Genomic DNA, 16,699 nt, shown 5'->3' with positions numbered 1-16,699 from the left:
GTTAATCGGGTTGCTCGAGTGATTTGATATAGTCGTAAATCGCCAACTGTGACCGCACTTTGCGGCGGTTGCCGCGCGGCACATAGCGGTTACTGAGTTCTTTATCGATATGGCGTGCTTTCACCGTATCGCTAAACAAAATCTCGATAATGTCGAGGATCTGCTGCTTCAGACGAGGATCAAGCAGCGGAGCCGCTACTTCAATTCTGTAATCAATATTGCGTGTCATCCAGTCCGCAGATGAAAGATAAACTTGTTTATCTCCCGCATTATCGAAAATGTAGATCCTGTCGTGCTCCAGATAGCGGTCAACGATGCTGATCACGCGGATATTTTCGCTGATACCTTCCAGTTCCGGGATCAGGGAACACATACCGCGAATCAGCAGATTGACCGGCACGCCTGAACTGGACGCAGCGTAAAGTCTGTCGACCAGTCCTTTATCCACCAGGTTGTTAAGCTTCAGCGTGATGCCGGAAGACAACCCTTTTTGCGCATTGGCGATCTCTTTGTCGATCATCTCGTACAGCAGGCGACGAGAGTTCTGCGGCGATACCAGCAGATAATCGAAGCTGACCGGGCGGTAGGGGTTCTCAATGAAGTTAAACACCCGGCGCACTTCGTTGGTGATGCGCGCATCGGCGGTCAGCAGTGAGTAGTCGGTATAAATTCGTGCCGTCTTCTCGTTAAAGTTACCGGTACCGATATGGGCATAACGCACCACGTCGTCACCCTCTTTACGGGAGATCAGGAACAGTTTGGCGTGAATTTTCAGACCAGGGGCCGAGAAGATAACGTGCACACCCGCTTCCGTCAGACGACGAGCCCAGTGAATGTTGGCTTCTTCGTCGAAACGCGCCTGCAACTCAACGACAACGGTCACTTTCTTGCCGTTATGCGCAGCATGGATCATGGCATCAATGATGCGTGAATCTTTGGCCACGCGGTAGATGTTGATCTTGATGGCCAGCACGTTCGGGTCGAAAGAGGCCTGGCGCAGCAGTTCCAGCACGTGTTCAAACGTGTGATACGGATAGTAGAGCAGCACATCGCGTTCGCGAATAGCATCAAATCCGTTGCGGAATTTATCAAACCAGAGATGGCGTAAACGCGGCAGCGGTTTGTTGACCAGGTTGGCTTTGCCGACGTTCGGGAAACCAATAAAGTCTTTAAAGTTGTGGTAGCGACCACCCGGTACGATGGAGTCATAGCGGGAAATCGTCAGTTTTTCGCGCAGCATTTCAACCATGGCATCTGGCATGTCACGCTGATAAACGAAGCGCACTGGCTCTGCCGTCAGACGCTGTTTCAGGCTGGATGACATCAGCTCCATCAGGCTGGCTTCCATCTCGTGCACCAGGTCATATTCGGCGTCACGGGTCATCTTCATGGAATAGGCGTTTAACGCATCGTAATCGAAGAAGCCTTTGAAGATATCGTCCAGGCAATAACGCAGAATGTTGTCCAGCAGGATCATAGGCTTGCGTCGGCGCGGCGTTTCCGGGGGCAGGTTCACAAAACGCGGAACCTTATCAGACGGGATTTCCAGCAGCGCATAGCGAATAGATTCGCCGCGAATGATCTCAACCGCCAGATAGGTGTAATCATCTTTCAGGAACTGCACCAGGTCAGTTTCGCGGTTAATCAGAATCGGGGTAATGTGCTGGCGCAGATACTGTTTGAAGTAGTGGCGTAACCAGGTTTGCTGGTTGACGGAAAGCTGACGTTCGTTGATCAGGAAGATTTGGTTGCGTGCCATTTCCAGCAGCAGTTCGTTGTACAGACCGTCAAATTCCTGATCGGCTTTCAACACGCGGGCCTGGATTTTTCCAAGTAGATGCCGCGAGTGCGAGTTTAAGCCTTGCTCTTCACTGATGATGATTCGGCGCTTCAGCTCTGCAAAGCGAACTTTATAGAATTCATCCAGGTTGTTGGAATAAATACCCAAAAAACGCATACGCTCAATCAGCGGGTTGGCTTTATCTGCCGCTTCCTGAAGGACACGCTCGTTGAATGCTAACCAGCTTAGCTCTTTCTCGATATATAACTTTTCCTGACCCATTACAGCTCACACTCCAGTTCAATCACAGGACGTGGTAAATTCGTCTCGTCCTTATTATGGCGAGCATTTCCACGATATGTCCAACAGTGCCAGAAAAGTATGACAGTTATTTTTTTTCTGGGGGATTTTAGAGGTTTGAGGGAAGGGAATATCGGGTAATGCAATGTGTAGGTCGGGTAAGCGCAGCGCCACCCGACATAACAAACTACTCTTCCGCCGCATAGCCCTGCGGGGGTAACTGAACGCCGTCCAGCCAGGCCGTGCCGTCGCGCATCTCCAGACGCCCATCGACAAACCAGCTCACCACCAACGGATATATAGCGTGTTCCTGCGTCTGCACGCGCTCTGTCACATCCTCTTCGGTGTCGCCGTCAAATACCGGAACCTTCGCCTGTAAAATAACAGGCCCGCCGTCAAGTTCGTCGGTCACGAAGTGTACGGACGTCCCGTGCTCTTCATCGCCATTTTCCAGCACCTGGCGATGGGTATGCAGGCCCGGGTATTTAGGCAGAAGAGAAGGGTGGATATTGAGCAGACGCCCGGAATAGTGAGAAACGAACGCCGGGCTGAGAATACGCATGTATCCTGCCAGCACCACCACATCCGGCGCGTAGGCGTCTATCTCTTGCACCAGTTCGCGGTCAAAGGCTTCACGCCCCGAGAACTGGCTGGCTTCCAGCGCGTGCGCCGGGATATTGGCATCGCGGGCACGCTCAAGGCCGAATGCATCGGCCTTGTTGCTGAAAACTGCACGTATGGTGCCATTTATCTTCTTCTGTTTGCAGGCGTCAATGACCGCCTGCAAATTGCTTCCGTTGCCGGAAATGAGCACCACGATGTTTTTCATTCAATGACCACACGCTGTTCGGAATCAGATGCTTTGATGATACCGATTTTCCACGCGTTTTCACCTTTCTCATTCAGAAGCGCAATCGCCTTATCCGCTTCGCTTGCAGGCAGCGCGATGACCATGCCCACGCCGCAGTTAAAGGTACGATACATTTCATGAGAGCTGACGTTGCCTGCGGTTTGCAGCCAGTTAAATACGGACGGCCACTGCCAGGAGGATTCGTCGATCACGGCCTGGGTGTTATCCGGCAGTACGCGTGGAATGTTTTCCCAGAAGCCGCCACCGGTCAGGTGGGCAATCGCGTGAACGTCGACGTTCTCGATAAGCTCCAGCACGTTTTTCACGTAGATGCGGGTTGGTGCCAGCAGGTGATCGGCCAGAGGTTTGCCATCCAGTTCAGTGGTCAGCGGGTCAGAACCGCTGACTTCAAGGATTTTACGTACCAGAGAATAACCGTTGGAATGCGGGCCGCTGGAAGCCAGCGCAACCAGCACATCGCCGTCAGCCACTTTGCTGCCGTCGATAATTTCTGATTTTTCTACCACGCCGACGCAGAAGCCGGCGACGTCATAATCTTCACCGTGGTACATACCTGGCATTTCAGCGGTTTCGCCACCGACCAGTGAACAGCCCGATTGCAGACAACCTTCGGCGATGCCGTTAATCACGCTGGCTGCGGTATCCACGTCCAGTTTGCCGGTTGCGTAGTAGTCGAGGAAGAACAGCGGCTCAGCGCCCTGTACCACCAGGTCGTTTACGCACATTGCCACCAGATCGATACCGATCGTGTCATGACGTTTAAGATCCATCGCCAGGCGCAGTTTAGTACCTACACCGTCAGTACCCGAGACCAGAACAGGTTCACGATATTTTTGCGGCAGCGCGCACAGTGCGCCGAATCCACCCAGACCACCCATCACTTCCGGGCGGCGGGTTTTTTTCACCACACCTTTGATTCGGTCAACCAGCGCATTACCTGCGTCAATATCAACACCGGCATCTTTGTAGCTGAGAGAAGTTTTGTTGGTCACGGCTCAAGTCCCCACGCGATTGCATAGCTAGTAAGAAAAATCGGCGCAATTCTAACAGTCCAGGCAAACGTTTGCGAGCCTATTCTCGGTACGAGGATTTTTTTTTCTTCCGGGCAGGTAAGAGCCGCCAAACTTGACTCTGTTCACGAAAATGAAACCGGTTTCGGTGATCTGCTTGCAACGCGCTGTCCCTTTGCACATCATCGAACTGAAACCGGTTTCTGTAATTATTTTTGCAGAAAATAACGCAGAATGAGGGAAAGCGAATGCCAGGATTTAAAGAAGGTTTTCTGTGGGGAGGCGCGGTTGCGGCGCACCAGCTTGAAGGCGGCTGGAAAGAGGGTGGCAAGGGCGTCAGCGTCGCCGACGTGATGACCGCAGGCGCGCATGGCGTACCGCGTGAAATCACCAACGGCGTGTTGCAGGGGAAAAATTACCCGAACCATGAAGCCATCGATTTCTACCATCGCTATAAAGAAGACATCCGACTCTTTGCTGAAATGGGGTTCAAATGTTTCCGAACCTCTATCGCCTGGACGCGTATTTTCCCGAAAGGGGATGAGCTGGAGCCTAATGAGGCTGGCCTGAAATTCTACGACGACCTGTTCGACGAGTGCCTGAAGTACGGCATCGAACCGGTCATCACGCTCTCGCACTTCGAAATGCCTTTCCATCTGGTTACCGAATACGGCGGCTGGCGTAACCGCAAGCTGATCGATTTCTTTGTGCGTTTCTCAAAAGTGGTCTTCCAGCGCTACCAGCATAAAGTGAAGTACTGGATGACCTTCAACGAGATCAACAACCAGGCAAACTTCCACGAAGACTTCGCGCCGTTTACTAACTCCGGGCTGAAGTACGAGCCGGGCGAAGACCGCGAGCCGGTGATGTTCCAGGCGGCGCACTACGAGCTGGTGGCCAGCGCGCTGGCCGTCAAAGCCGGGCGTGAAATTAACCCGTCGTTGCAGATTGGCTGCATGATTGCTATGTGCCCGATTTATCCGCTGACCTGCGCGCCAGACGACATGATGATGGCGATGAATGCAATGCACCGTCGTTACTGGTTTACCGACGTGCACGTACGCGGCAAGTACCCGCAGCATCTGCTCAACTACTTTGAGCGTCGTGGCTTCGCGCTGGATATTACCGCTGAAGATAAAGCCGCGCTGAAACAAGGCTGCGTGGATTACATCGGTTTCAGCTATTACATGTCATTCGCCACCAAAGCCACGGCAGATAATCCACAGCTGGATTACGACGAAAGTAAGAGCCTGGTCTCTAACCCGTACGTGCAAAAATCTGACTGGGGCTGGCAGATTGACCCGGTTGGCCTGCGTTATTCCCTGAACTGGTTCTGGGATCACTATCAGCTGCCGCTGTTTATCGTGGAGAACGGTTTTGGCGCAATCGACGTGCAGGAGAGTGACGGTACGGTGAACGATCAGTACCGCATTGATTATCTTGCGGCGCACATCAGCGAGATGAAAAAGGCGGTGGTGGAAGACGGCGTTGACCTGATGGGTTACACCCCGTGGGGCTGTATCGATCTGGTTTCCGCCGGTACTGGCGAGATGAAAAAACGCTACGGTTTTATCTTTGTCGATAAAGACAATGAAGGAAACGGTACGCTGAACCGCAGTAAGAAGAAGTCGTTCGACTGGTATCAGCAGGTTATTGCCAGTAACGGCGAGCAGCTATAATTGCCCGGTGGCGCTGCGCTTGCCGGGCCTACGGGATTTGTAGGCCGGGTAAGCGTTAGCGCCACCCGGCAGAACCCCGCACCAAAGCCGGAGCTTGTCTCCGGTTTTTTTGTCTCTAAATCATTTTGATTGATCGTAGTCAAGCAAGATGGGTATGGCCTAATCCGAAAAAAGCGGTATAATCCCGCGATTTTTTTGCGGTTGCCACCTCAGAGGAGAAAGAGAATGAAGATTGTGGAAGTGAAACACCCACTCGTTAAACACAAGCTGGGCCTGATGCGTGAGCATGACATCAGCACGAAGCGTTTTCGCGAACTGGCATCGGAAGTGGGTAGCCTGCTGACTTACGAAGCAACCTCTGACCTGGCAACTGAAAAAGTGACCATCGAAGGCTGGAACGGTCCGGTTCAGGTCGAGCAGATCAAAGGTAAGAAAATTACCGTTGTGCCAATCCTGCGTGCGGGTCTGGGCATGATGGAAGGTGTGCTGGAGCACGTACCAAGCGCGCGTATCAGCGTTGTGGGTATCTACCGTAATGAAGAGACGCTGGAGCCGGTTCCGTATTTCCAGAAGCTGGTGTCCAACATCGACGAGCGTATGGCGCTGGTTGTTGACCCAATGCTTGCGACCGGCGGCTCTATGATCGCCACCATCGATCTGCTGAAAAAAGCAGGCTGTAGCAGCATTAAAGTTCTGGTTCTGGTTGCGGCACCTGAAGGTATCGCTGCGCTGGAAAAAGCGCACCCGGATGTTGAGCTGTACACTGCATCTATCGACCAGGGGCTGAACGAGCACGGGTACATTATCCCGGGGCTTGGCGATGCCGGCGATAAGATTTTTGGTACTAAATAATCGAATAACAAATGAAAAGCCGACTTTGATAGTCGGCTTTTTTTTGAATAAAACGTCCCACAACAAACAACACTTGAGGAAAACACTATGACGCGCCGTGCTATCGGGGTGAGTGAAAGACCGCCGCTTTTACAGACAATCCCGCTTAGTTTGCAGCACCTGTTCGCCATGTTTGGCGCAACCGTGCTAGTGCCAATCCTGTTTCACATTAACCCGGCTACCGTACTGCTGTTTAACGGTGTCGGTACGCTGCTTTATCTCTTTATCTGTAAAGGTAAAATCCCGGCCTATCTGGGGTCGAGCTTTGCCTTTATCTCGCCAGTGTTGCTGCTGCTGCCGTTAGGTTATGAAGTGGCGCTGGGTGGTTTCATTATGTGCGGCGTGCTGTTCTGTCTGGTTTCCTTCATTGTGAAAAAAGCGGGTACGGGCTGGCTGGATGTGATGTTCCCGCCTGCGGCGATGGGCGCAATCGTTGCCGTCATTGGTCTTGAACTGGCGGGTGTTGCGGCAAATATGGCGGGCCTGCTGCCTGCTGACGGCCAGTCACCGGATTCCAAAACCATCATCATCTCGCTGGTAACGCTGGGTGTGACCGTATTTGGCTCTGTGCTGTTCCGCGGATTTATGGCCATTATCCCGATCCTTATCGGTGTGCTGGCGGGTTATGCGCTCTCCTTCGTGATGGGTGTTGTGGATACGACACCTATCGCGCAGGCGCACTGGTTCGCACTGCCAACCTTCTACACCCCGCGTTTCGAATGGTTTGCTATTTTCACCATTCTGCCAGCGGCGCTGGTGGTTATCGCGGAACACGTGGGTCACCTGGTGGTGACGGCCAACATCGTTAAGCGTGACCTGATCCGCGACCCGGGCCTGCACCGTTCGATGTTTGCTAACGGCCTTTCTACGATTATCTCCGGTTTCTTCGGCTCTACGCCTAACACCACTTACGGTGAGAACATCGGCGTAATGGCGATCACCCGTGTATATAGCACCTGGGTTATTGGTGGTGCGGCAATTATCGCGATCCTGCTCTCCTGTGTGGGCAAGCTGGCCGCTGCCATTCAGATTATCCCGGTTCCGGTCATGGGCGGTGTCTCTCTGCTGCTGTACGGGGTGATCGGTGCATCCGGTATTCGCGTACTGATTGAATCCAAAGTGGATTACAGCAAAGCACAAAACCTGATCCTGACCTCTGTTATCCTGATCATCGGCGTGAGCGGTGCGAAGGTACACATTGGTGCAGCCGAGCTGAAAGGTATGGCGCTGGCCACCATCGTGGGTGTGGCGCTGAGCCTGATCTTTAAACTGATCTCCGTTCTGCGCCCGGAAGAAGTTGTGCTGGATGCTGACGACAGCGAAAAAGCACCACATTGATCTCAAAACCGGGCGGATGATCCGCCCGGTTCTCACCTTGCAGGTTCCGTGCTAAACTCGTTGCCGATTTTATGTAAGATCTGGTTGAGGTATTTCTGAACGGACCGGCACAGCTCTCTCTGCCACTTTATCTACCTGACGACGAAACTTTCGCGAGTTTCTGGCCGGGTGATAACCCCTCTTTACTGGCCGCACTGCAAAACGTGTTGCGCCAGGAACACAGCGGATACATCTATATCTGGTCACGCGAAGGCGCGGGGCGCAGCCATCTGTTGCACGCAGCCTGCGCGGAGCTTTCTGCGCGCGGTGACGCAGTAGGCTATGTGCCGCTGGATAAACGTACCTGGTTCGTACCCGAAGTGCTGGAGGGAATGGAACACCTCTCTTTGGTCTGCATCGACAATATCGAATGCGTTGCGGGAGATGAGCCATGGGAAATGGCGATGTTTAATCTCTATAACCGCATCCTGGAGTCGGGCAAAACCCGGCTGCTGATCACCGGCGATCGTCCACCGCGCCAGCTCAATCTGGGGCTGCCGGATCTGGCTTCGCGCCTGGACTGGGGGCAAATCTACAAATTGCAGCCGCTGTCTGATGAAGACAAACTCCAGGCTCTGCAATTACGGGCAAGACTGCGCGGATTTGAACTTCCGGAAGATGTGGGTCGCTTCCTGCTCAAGCGCCTGGATCGCGAAATGCGCACGCTGTTTGATACGCTCGATCAGCTCGATCGTGCCTCCATTACCGCCCAGCGCAAGCTGACCATTCCGTTTGTGAAAGATATTCTCAAGCTTTGAGTTTGCTCGCCCGGTGGCGCTGCGCTTACCGGGCCTACGAAAACCCGCCACCCGGCTTAACATTCAGGCACTATCCCCCAACAAGTGCTCCATGAGCAGCGGAATCGGCCTGCCCGATGCCACGCTCCGCCCATTCTCACGCCACAACGCCGTACCGCTAATATCCAGATGTGCCCACGGGATCGTCGGCGGGCAGAAGTGGTGCAGCAGCCAGGCCGCCGACGCGCTAATCGCCGCGTTGTTGGTAGGCGTGTTGCACAGATCGGCAATGGCACTGTCGGTCTGCTTTTTCAGCCGCGCATCCAGCGGCAGCGACCATACTTCATCGCCGCTCTTTTGACCTGCCCGGGTAAGCGCATGGCGTAATGGCTCATCCTGCGTCATCAACCCACTCAATTCATACCCCAGCGCTTTCACCACTGCCCCCGTTAGCGTTGCCATATCAATAATATAGCGCGCCTGCGGATGGCGCTTGCTGGCCCAGGCGATAGCATCTGCCAGCACCAGTCGCCCTTCAGCATCGGTATTGTTGATTTCCACCGTGGTGCCGTTGCAGGCTGTCGCTACCGTGCCGGGCTGCATGGCGTCCGGACCAATGGCGTTTTCTGCCAGGGCCAGCACGCCCATGATCCGAACGGGTAGGCCCAGCTCTGCCACGCTGAGCATCAAACCCAGCACGTTTGCCGCGCCGCACATGTCGTACTTCATGGTGTACATGCCCGCGCCTTCTTTCAGCCACAGGCCGCCGGTATCAAACGTAATGCCTTTGCCCACGTAGCAGCGCACCGGGCCGTCAGGCACACCGTTATAGTGGATGGCCAGCAGACGCGGCGGGCAGGTAGCGCCTTTGCCAACAGCGTGCAGCAGCCCCAGACCTTGCGCCACGATCTGCCGTTCATCAAGCACCTCGCAGTGCAGGGCAGGGAAGGCGGCACACAGTTTCTGCGCCTCTTCGACCATAAACTGTGGGGTACAACGATCGGATGGAAGGTCGGCTAGGCGTCTTGCGGCGACCATGCCCTGCGCAACGGCCTGCTGCTGGCGGAAGAATGTTTCCAGGCTTGCCTGCTGTTCCGGTCGACAGAGAGCAGTAATGTGGCAAAGGCGGACGGCGGTTTCGTCGGTTTTCTTCAGCTGCAAATCGCTCAGGGAATGGGCCTGATTAAAGAGAAACAGGAGCACCTGCGCCAGGACCGTATCGTGGATGTTCGTCACATCAAGCACCACCTCACGGCTGACAGGGGCGGCGAAAAGGGGGCGCAGTGCGGCAAGTAAGCCCCCGGTCAGCGCGTCGTTCCACAAAGCCTCTGGCAGTAGGGTTATCCGGGAAAACGGGGTGCAACTAAAACGGGTATCTGCGACGGTTTTCTGTTCACGCATTTCAGCGATAAGCGCCGTGTCCGGCAGCTGTGAACAGGACGAACAGGCAATCAGGTGACTCTGTGGCTTAGCCTGTGAAAGGGTGGTTATGAGTTGCCAGGTGATCATCATTCTTCCTCAATCGGGGCGCGAATACGCTCGGCATAAGCCTGCATCCAGTCGTCATCGACGGCGTGATAATGGGTTTTCTCCCGTAGCCGCTCGGTGCGAAACACTGTGAGCGGCTGGCGGGCGGTGGCCACCACGAACGAAAAGGTTTTGATATTGGTGGCTGCGCCGAATTCGCCTTTGTTATTCATGCAGACGACGGAGAGGTCCCCCACACGGCCAAAGCGAGACATCAGCTTATCTTCCAGCTCAAAGACCACCGAGTCTGCCGCCTGTTGCGGTGACATTCCCTGCGCCATCCGGCGCACAATTTCGTAGCTGGTGCAGCCTTTCATCAGATCTTCACCCACGCCGGTAGCGGTGGCGGCACCGGTTTCACTGTCACAGTAAAAGCCGGAGCCAATGATGGGTGAATCACCAATGCGGCCACGCTTTTTCATAAACAGGCCGCTGGTGGAGGTCGCCACGCTCATCGAACCCTGTTTATCCAGGCCGATAATGCCGACGGTATCGTGGCCATCGTACGGGCTTAAGCCCTTATCCAGCGTTTCGCGGCAGCGTTTGCGGTAATGCTGCATAGCGCGGTCGGTCAGCATGGTTTTGTCGGAAAAGCCCTGGCTCAGAGCCCACTCGCGCGCGCCCTGGCCAACCAGCAGGCTGTTATAGCGCTGGCGGCTTAATGCGTGAGCGACGCGCACCGGGTTGGCAATATCCACCAGATTACCCACGGCACCAAAGGCCAGCGAATCGCCGTCCATGTATGCGGCGTCGAGTTCCACTTCGCCATTCTCCGTGGGAAGCCCGCCATAGCCGACGGATTTATAAAACGGGAAGTCCTCTACGGTGGCGACAGCATCCACTACCGCTGTTGCCACCGGTTTCCCCGCAGCCAGCGCAGACGCAGACTCCGTTACCCCTTCAAGCGCCATTCGCCAGGTTGCGATAATTCCCCACATGCTTTACTCCTGTTTAGCCAGCGTGGTTTCGGGTTGCGTAAGGGTGGCAATTTCCGCCGCGCGGTACTGTTTATCCACGATACGCATGAAAGGCAGGTACAGCATTGCGCCGATCAGCAAGTTGATAAGCTGCATGACGCTGCCACTGAGATGTCCGGTGACGATAAAACCGCTGATGACGGGTGGCAGCGTCCAGGGGATAAAGACCCCGGTGGTGACGGCAACCGCACCGATTTTCATCGCCGCATACTGCACGGTGACCAGCACCAGCGGGACAAGATTGAAAGGGATAAGCATGATGGGGTTCATGATGACCGGCAGGCCAAACAGGATCGGTTCGTTAATGTTGAACACCGAGGCCCCTGCGCCAAGCCGGGCCACTTCGCGCATGTTTTTACTGCGGGCGAAAATCAGCATGGCTATCACCAGCGACAGGGTTGCGCCTGCGCCACCCATCCAGATCATGTCAAAAAACTGTTCGGTAATAATGTGCGGCGGGGTTGTACCCGCCTGGATAGCGGCGATGTTATCGGTCTGGTTCTCCATCCACAGCGGGCGAATAATGCCGTTGATCATCGAGCCGGAGTTAATGCCCACTGACCACAGGATAGTGATACTGAACACCGTCATCAGCGCGCCAAAGTAGGACGTGCCGTAGTGGCGCACCGGCGTGGCAACGACCTCGTAAATAAACTGATGAATGGTGTGGTAGTGGGTGTTTTCGAAGACGATGCGGATAACCAGCACCAGAATCATGACCAGCAGGGCCGGGATCAGCGCCGCAAACGACTCCTGCACCGCAGGTGGCACACCATCTGGCATTTTGATGACCAGATTTTTGCGCTTCAGCCAGCAGAACAGTTCCGTCCACAGCAGCGAGCCGATCATCGCCACAAACAGCCCCTTACTGCCTATCCACTCCACCGGTATTACAGTAATACCGCCGTTTTCAGCCACCTTAATAAACGGCGTCAGGATCAGGAATGCCACCAGCGCCAGAATACCGCAAGAGATGCGGTCTTCACCGTAGTGTTCGGCCAGGCGGAAGGCGACCAGGAAGCTAATGAACAACGACATGGTCGAGAACACCGCATTGAACGGGATTTCGATAATCGCGCTCCAGCTCTCACCAAAGGCCTGCGCCATAAAGTGCTGATAGGTTTGATTCGGGAACGACGAGATCACCAGCAGTATTGAGCCAACGATGATAAACGGCATGAATGAAACGTAGGCACCGCGAATGGCCCCAAGATGACGCTGCTGTGCCGTTTTTGCTGCCAGCGGCATCAGTTTTGCTTCAAGAAATCCCAGAACATTGTTCATTGTGAACTCCGTACAAGATTGAGTAGTGTTGTTTATGTTATGTCTGTGGATTATCAGTGAAGCGAGGTGAGTGAAAGGTGAAATCGGTCACATTGTATTCGCTGAGGTAATATAAATCTCATCAGATTGGTTATAAGAAAATTAACTGGAACTCTCGCGATGGAAATCAAACTGCACGCCAACGCCACAACCACACCGCGTATTCGCCGCTATCTTCAGCAGTCTGATAAAAGCGACAGGGAGCTGGCTACCGAGCTTGGGATCTCTGTGACAACCGTCAGGCGCTGGCGTAATCGTGAGCAGGTTTCAGATAATCACACCACACCAAAAGTGATACACAAAGCGATGAGACAAGATCAGGTTTTACTGGTGAATTGTCTTCGTGATACTACTGGCGCCCCCCTTGATGAGTTACTCCTTCTGGTCAATGAAGGGCTGGGGATTGCCGTTTCTCGCGCCACGCTGAACCGCTACCTGAAACCCGCGTCGGCAAAAACCAGAAACGCGCCCTTGCAGGGAAAAAAGGCGCTAAAGGCCGGTATTGTGCCCCGGCAGCTGGCATTGCACCATCAGCCGTTATCGCTGCATATGGATGACGGAGGAGAGCAACATCTGCTGTGGGCGCGTGAGCCTGTGAGCGGATGGCTGTATGCCCGCCTTTACGCCGGTGTTTCACCCCAGCTGCTGACGAACTGGGTGCTGGCGCTGCTGGATGCCTGTCCGGCTGATATACAATCTCTTGAGACTTTTGGTTTTGAGGTCGCTCTGCCCGGGCGCGATATCGCGGTGAAGGCCCATGCGGCAAAACACAATGCCGTGCAGGTGGCGGTTCCGTTAGGGGAGCTTATTCCGCGGGTGAATGTTGAGCCGGCCGGGCAGCTCCTGATCCAGATGTGTGATTTCTACAACCAGGGGAAAACGCAGAAAAAGCTGGGGGATTGTACGCCGCAGGCCTTTCTCGAAGCACTGCGGCGTAAAGATTAGAGGATTTCGAGCACGTCTTCCGGTGGGCGACCAATACGTGCCTGGCCGTTGGCAACGACTATCGGGCGCTCAATCAGCTTTGGATTTTCAACCATCGCCTGAACCAGCTGGTCTTCTGTAAGATGCGAGTCGTCCAGATTGAGCGACTTATACAGGTCTTCTTTCTGGCGCATCAGTTCTCTTGCGCTGCCCATTCCCAGCATGTGCAGCAGTTGGCGGATAGTCTGCGCATCCGGCGGTGTTTCCAGATACAGCACCACGTCAGGATCCACGCCGTTAGACTTCAGCAGGCTGAGGGTGTCGCGGCTCTTGGAGCAGCGAGGGTTGTGGTAGATTTTTACCGCGTCTGTCATGACCTGTTCTCTCCTTTATTACATCTTTTCATACGGCTTGAAGCGCTGCTGCAAACCACGCAGCTGATCGATTCGGGCATCGTAGCGAGCCTGTTGCAGGCTGCCGAGCTTAACCTGCGAGCTGGCACTGCTTAACAGCGAAATCGCCTGATCGAGGCGGCCGACCAGCGCAAAACCTTCAGCACGCGCCGCCAGCTCCTGATCGCGGTTGCCCAGCTGTGCTTCCGCTTGCGCCAGTAAATCCCAACCGTTTTGGTCGTCTTTATTATTAAAGGTGTAGCGGTTAAGAATGTTCGCCGCTTCATTTGGCTGGCCGCCCTGTAAGTAAGCATTCGCCAGGTTTAATTGCAGTACCGGGTTGGTACGCACATCTTTTGCACCCTTCAGGCGATTAATGGCATCGCTGGCTTTTTTCTGCCCCAGGTCGATATCGGTGGCAAGGTCGAGATACCACGGATTATTCGGGTCTGCCGACAGAAGGGGTTGCAGCGCTTTGCGCGCTTCATCGTATTTATCGGCTTCCATCGCCTGCAATGCCTGGCCGTACTGCGCCGCATTTTTCTCGCGCACGTTGCCTTTAGCCAGCGCATCCAGCAGATCGCTGGTAAGCATATTACGCCCGGATTTATACATCCCCAGCGTTCTCACTTTCGCCATATAGAAATCCTGCGACGACTGCACCACCACCGGGCGCATCTGGTTGGCGCGGTTACGCGCATCTGACAGACGGCTTTCCGGCAGGGGGTGAGTCAGTAAGATTTCAGGTGGGCGTGTTGAATAACGTGCCTGATCGAGCAGTTTTTCCAGGAAGGTTGGCATGGCCTGCGGATCAAATCCTGCGCGCTGCAACACCTGAATACCGATGCGGTCAGCTTCCTGTTCGTTCTGCTGGGTAAAGCTGATCATGCCCTGGCGCGTACCGGCCAGCGTACCGGTTAACGCTGCCATCCCGGCCTGAGGGCTGGCCATTGCCAGCAGAATCGAGCCCAGTGCGCCAACCCAGGTCAGCGGGGCATTACGTTTCTGGTCTTCCATCGCGCGCGCCAGGTGGCGCTGCGTGACGTGGGAGATTTCGTGCGCCATTACTGAAGCGAGCTGGCTTTCGTTATCGGAATAGCGGAATAACGCCGAATGCAGCACCACGTTGCCGCCAAAGAAGGCGAAGGCGTTGATTTCGTCGTTATTGATTAAATAGAAGTGGAACGGGGTTTTCACCGAGTTGGCGTGCGAGACAAGACGCATCCCCAGGCCGTTGATGTATTGCACCAGTAGCGGGTCATTAATGAGCGGAGCACTGCCGCGCAACTGGCGAACGTAGTAATCACCCATTTGCATCTCTTGCCCGATGGAGAGCGTGCTTCCTGCTGAGGTGCCCATATCCGGCAAAGTATCGGCCGAGTCGGCAAAAGCAGGCATGACCTGACCGACCGTCAGTGCGGCGATAAGTGTCGCAACCAGTGTTTTTCTCAACTGCCTGAACATAACCACTGTCCTGTATTTTGGGTGTGCTAATTTGACCGACGAACCCGTACTTCGTTCATCACCACTGCCCTGCGAGTGTAGCCGTGTTGCAGCATGAAGAAAATCCCATTCATCAGGCTTTTGCGGATCGTTACAGTGATACAAAAAGCGAAAGTCTTTTTTGTGACAGTTAGATACAATTCACATTCTCACTCCCGCCATTCGATTCAGGGAAGGGTTGTATGCTCGAAATGTTAATGCAGTGGTACCGGCGTCGTTTTAGCGACCCGGAAGCCATTGCTTTGCTCGTCATTCTGGTTGCCGGATTCGGTATTCTGTTCTTCTTTAGCGGCCTGCTGGCTCCGCTGCTGGTGGCCATTGTTCTGGCGTATCTGCTGGAGTGGCCAACGGTGCGACTGGAAAATATCGGCTGCTCTCGTCGCTGGGCGACCAGCATTGTGCTGGTGTTGTTTGTCGGCATCCTGTTGCTGATGTCTTTTGTGGTGATGCCAGTTGCCTGGCAGCAGGGCATTTACCTTATCCGCGATATGCCTGGCATGTTGAATAAGCTCTCCGATTTTGCCGCCACGCTACCGCGCCGCTATCCTGCGTTGATGGACGCTGGAATTATTGATGCGATGGCTGAAAATATGCGCGCCCGGATCATGACGATGGGGGATTCCGTGGTGAAATACTCCCTGGCGTCCCTGGTTGGTCTGCTGACGCTGGCGGTGTATCTGGTGCTGGTTCCGTTAATGGTTTTCTTCCTGGTCAAAGATAAAGATCAGATGCTGAATGCGGTACGGCGCATTCTGCCGCGTAACCGCGGTCTGGCCGGGCAGGTCTGGGAAGAAATGAACCAGCAGATCACCAACTACATTCGCGGCAAGGTGCTGGAGATGATTGTGGTGGGTGTGGCGACCTGGATTGGCTTCCTGATCTTCGGTCTGAACTACTCGCTGCTGCTGGCGGTGCTGGTGGGGCTTTCGGTGCTCATCCCGTATATCGGTGCTTTTGTGGTGACTATTCCCGTGGTGGGCGTTGCGTTGTTCCAGTTTGGTCTGGGAACCGAATTCTGGAGTTGCTTCGCGGTGTACCTGATCATACAGGGGCTGGACGGCAATCTGCTGGTGCCGGTGCTGTTCTCTGAGGCTGTTAACCTGCATCCGCTGGTGATTATTTTATCGGTAGTGATTTTTGGCGGGTTGTGGGGATTCTGGGGCGTGTTCTTTGCTATTCCACTGGCGACGCTGATTAAGGCGGTGGTGCACGCATGGCCGGATGTGCCTGCGGTCGACGAAACGTAGAGGTTGCGCGGTCTGATGCCCTCACCCCAACCTCTTCCACGGGAGAGGGGAAAAATACTAAAAACGGCAACCTGCGTTGTAATGCCAGTCAGTTAAGCGGTATGAAGCCACTCTGTTATTTTAGTGGCATCGTTCCGTTCACTCAGACTTTCCTGCTACCC

14 protein-coding genes are annotated in these 16,699 nt (G+C 54.5%); 6 read left to right on the top strand and 8 right to left on the bottom strand.

The window, feature by feature from the left end:
• Window position 1: 1 nt before the first annotated feature.
• The 3 genes from ppk1 to purM all read right to left on the bottom strand — a co-directional run bounded on the left by ppk1 (window position 2) and on the right by purM (window position 3,943).
• On the bottom strand, window positions 2–2,062 hold the full coding sequence (gene ppk1, locus M987_RS22210) for a polyphosphate kinase 1 (protein ID WP_014071300.1): 2,061 nt from the start codon (window positions 2,060–2,062) through the stop codon (window positions 2–4).
• 205 nt (window positions 2,063–2,267) lie between these two features.
• Entirely contained in the window at window positions 2,268–2,909 is a 642-nt protein-coding gene (gene purN, locus M987_RS22205; RefSeq protein WP_014071299.1) for a phosphoribosylglycinamide formyltransferase, read from the bottom strand.
• Window positions 2,906–3,943, bottom strand: a complete 1,038-nt coding sequence (purM, locus tag M987_RS22200) for a phosphoribosylformylglycinamidine cyclo-ligase (protein WP_014071298.1) — start codon at window positions 3,941–3,943, stop codon at window positions 2,906–2,908. The genes purN and purM overlap by 4 nt, the downstream gene beginning before the upstream one ends.
• Window positions 3,944–4,209: 266 nt before the next feature.
• Here purM and M987_RS22195 point away from each other — a divergent pair, with 266 nt between their 5' ends.
• The 4 genes from M987_RS22195 (at window position 4,210) to M987_RS22180 (ending at window position 8,666) form a co-directional block, all read left to right on the top strand.
• Complete coding sequence (locus M987_RS22195) at window positions 4,210–5,640, top strand: 6-phospho-beta-glucosidase (protein WP_014071297.1); 1,431 nt, start codon at window positions 4,210–4,212, stop codon at window positions 5,638–5,640.
• A gap of 225 nt (window positions 5,641–5,865) precedes the next feature.
• Window positions 5,866–6,492 (top strand): uracil phosphoribosyltransferase, encoded by a 627-nt coding sequence (gene upp, locus M987_RS22190; protein WP_014071296.1) that lies wholly within the window; start codon window positions 5,866–5,868, stop codon window positions 6,490–6,492.
• An 87-nt stretch (window positions 6,493–6,579) separates the two neighbouring features.
• Complete coding sequence (uraA, locus tag M987_RS22185) at window positions 6,580–7,869, top strand: uracil permease (protein WP_014071295.1); 1,290 nt, start codon at window positions 6,580–6,582, stop codon at window positions 7,867–7,869.
• A gap of 95 nt (window positions 7,870–7,964) precedes the next feature.
• The gene (locus tag M987_RS22180; protein ID WP_217187534.1) at window positions 7,965–8,666 is read left to right on the top strand and encodes a DnaA inactivator Hda; all 702 of its coding nucleotides are present in this window, start codon (window positions 7,965–7,967) and stop codon (window positions 8,664–8,666) included.
• 63 nt (window positions 8,667–8,729) lie between these two features.
• Here the strand turns inward: M987_RS22180 and M987_RS22175 are convergent, their stop codons facing one another.
• From M987_RS22175 to celB, 3 genes are read right to left on the bottom strand one after another with little or no spacing between them, the layout of a single operon-like run.
• Window positions 8,730–10,154, bottom strand: coding sequence for a leucyl aminopeptidase family protein (locus M987_RS22175; protein WP_014071294.1), 1,425 nt, complete (start codon window positions 10,152–10,154; stop codon window positions 8,730–8,732).
• Window positions 10,154–11,110, bottom strand: coding sequence for a glycosylasparaginase (locus M987_RS22170; RefSeq protein ID WP_014071293.1), 957 nt, complete (start codon window positions 11,108–11,110; stop codon window positions 10,154–10,156). Before M987_RS22170 ends, M987_RS22175 begins: the two co-directional genes overlap by 1 nt.
• A gap of 3 nt (window positions 11,111–11,113) precedes the next feature.
• Window positions 11,114–12,433 carry a PTS cellobiose transporter subunit IIC gene (celB, locus tag M987_RS22165; RefSeq protein ID WP_014071292.1) on the bottom strand — a complete coding sequence of 440 codons (1,320 nt, stop codon included), beginning with the start codon at window positions 12,431–12,433 and terminating at the stop codon, window positions 11,114–11,116.
• 159 nt (window positions 12,434–12,592) lie between these two features.
• Between celB and M987_RS22160 the strand changes: the two genes are divergently transcribed.
• Window positions 12,593–13,417, top strand: a complete 825-nt coding sequence (locus tag M987_RS22160) for a helix-turn-helix domain-containing protein (RefSeq protein WP_014071291.1) — start codon at window positions 12,593–12,595, stop codon at window positions 13,415–13,417.
• Here the strand turns inward: M987_RS22160 and arsC are convergent.
• Both arsC and bepA read right to left on the bottom strand, forming a co-directional pair.
• Window positions 13,414–13,770 (bottom strand): arsenate reductase (glutaredoxin), encoded by a 357-nt coding sequence (arsC, locus tag M987_RS22155; protein ID WP_014071290.1) that lies wholly within the window; start codon window positions 13,768–13,770, stop codon window positions 13,414–13,416. The genes M987_RS22160 and arsC overlap by 4 nt on opposite strands.
• 18 nt (window positions 13,771–13,788) lie before the next feature.
• Window positions 13,789–15,252, bottom strand: coding sequence for a beta-barrel assembly-enhancing protease (bepA, locus tag M987_RS22150; protein WP_014071289.1), 1,464 nt, complete (start codon window positions 15,250–15,252; stop codon window positions 13,789–13,791).
• A gap of 221 nt (window positions 15,253–15,473) precedes the next feature.
• Here bepA and M987_RS22145 point away from each other — a divergent pair, with 221 nt between their 5' ends.
• Entirely contained in the window at window positions 15,474–16,538 is a 1,065-nt protein-coding gene (locus M987_RS22145; protein ID WP_014071288.1) for an AI-2E family transporter, read from the top strand.
• Window positions 16,539–16,699: the final 161 nt, after the last annotated feature.

The sequence above is a fragment of the Enterobacter soli ATCC BAA-2102 genome, from assembly GCF_001654845.1.
Lineage (GTDB): Bacteria > Pseudomonadota > Gammaproteobacteria > Enterobacterales > Enterobacteriaceae > Enterobacter > Enterobacter soli.
This window is presented reverse-complemented; position numbering and strand designations above follow the sequence as displayed.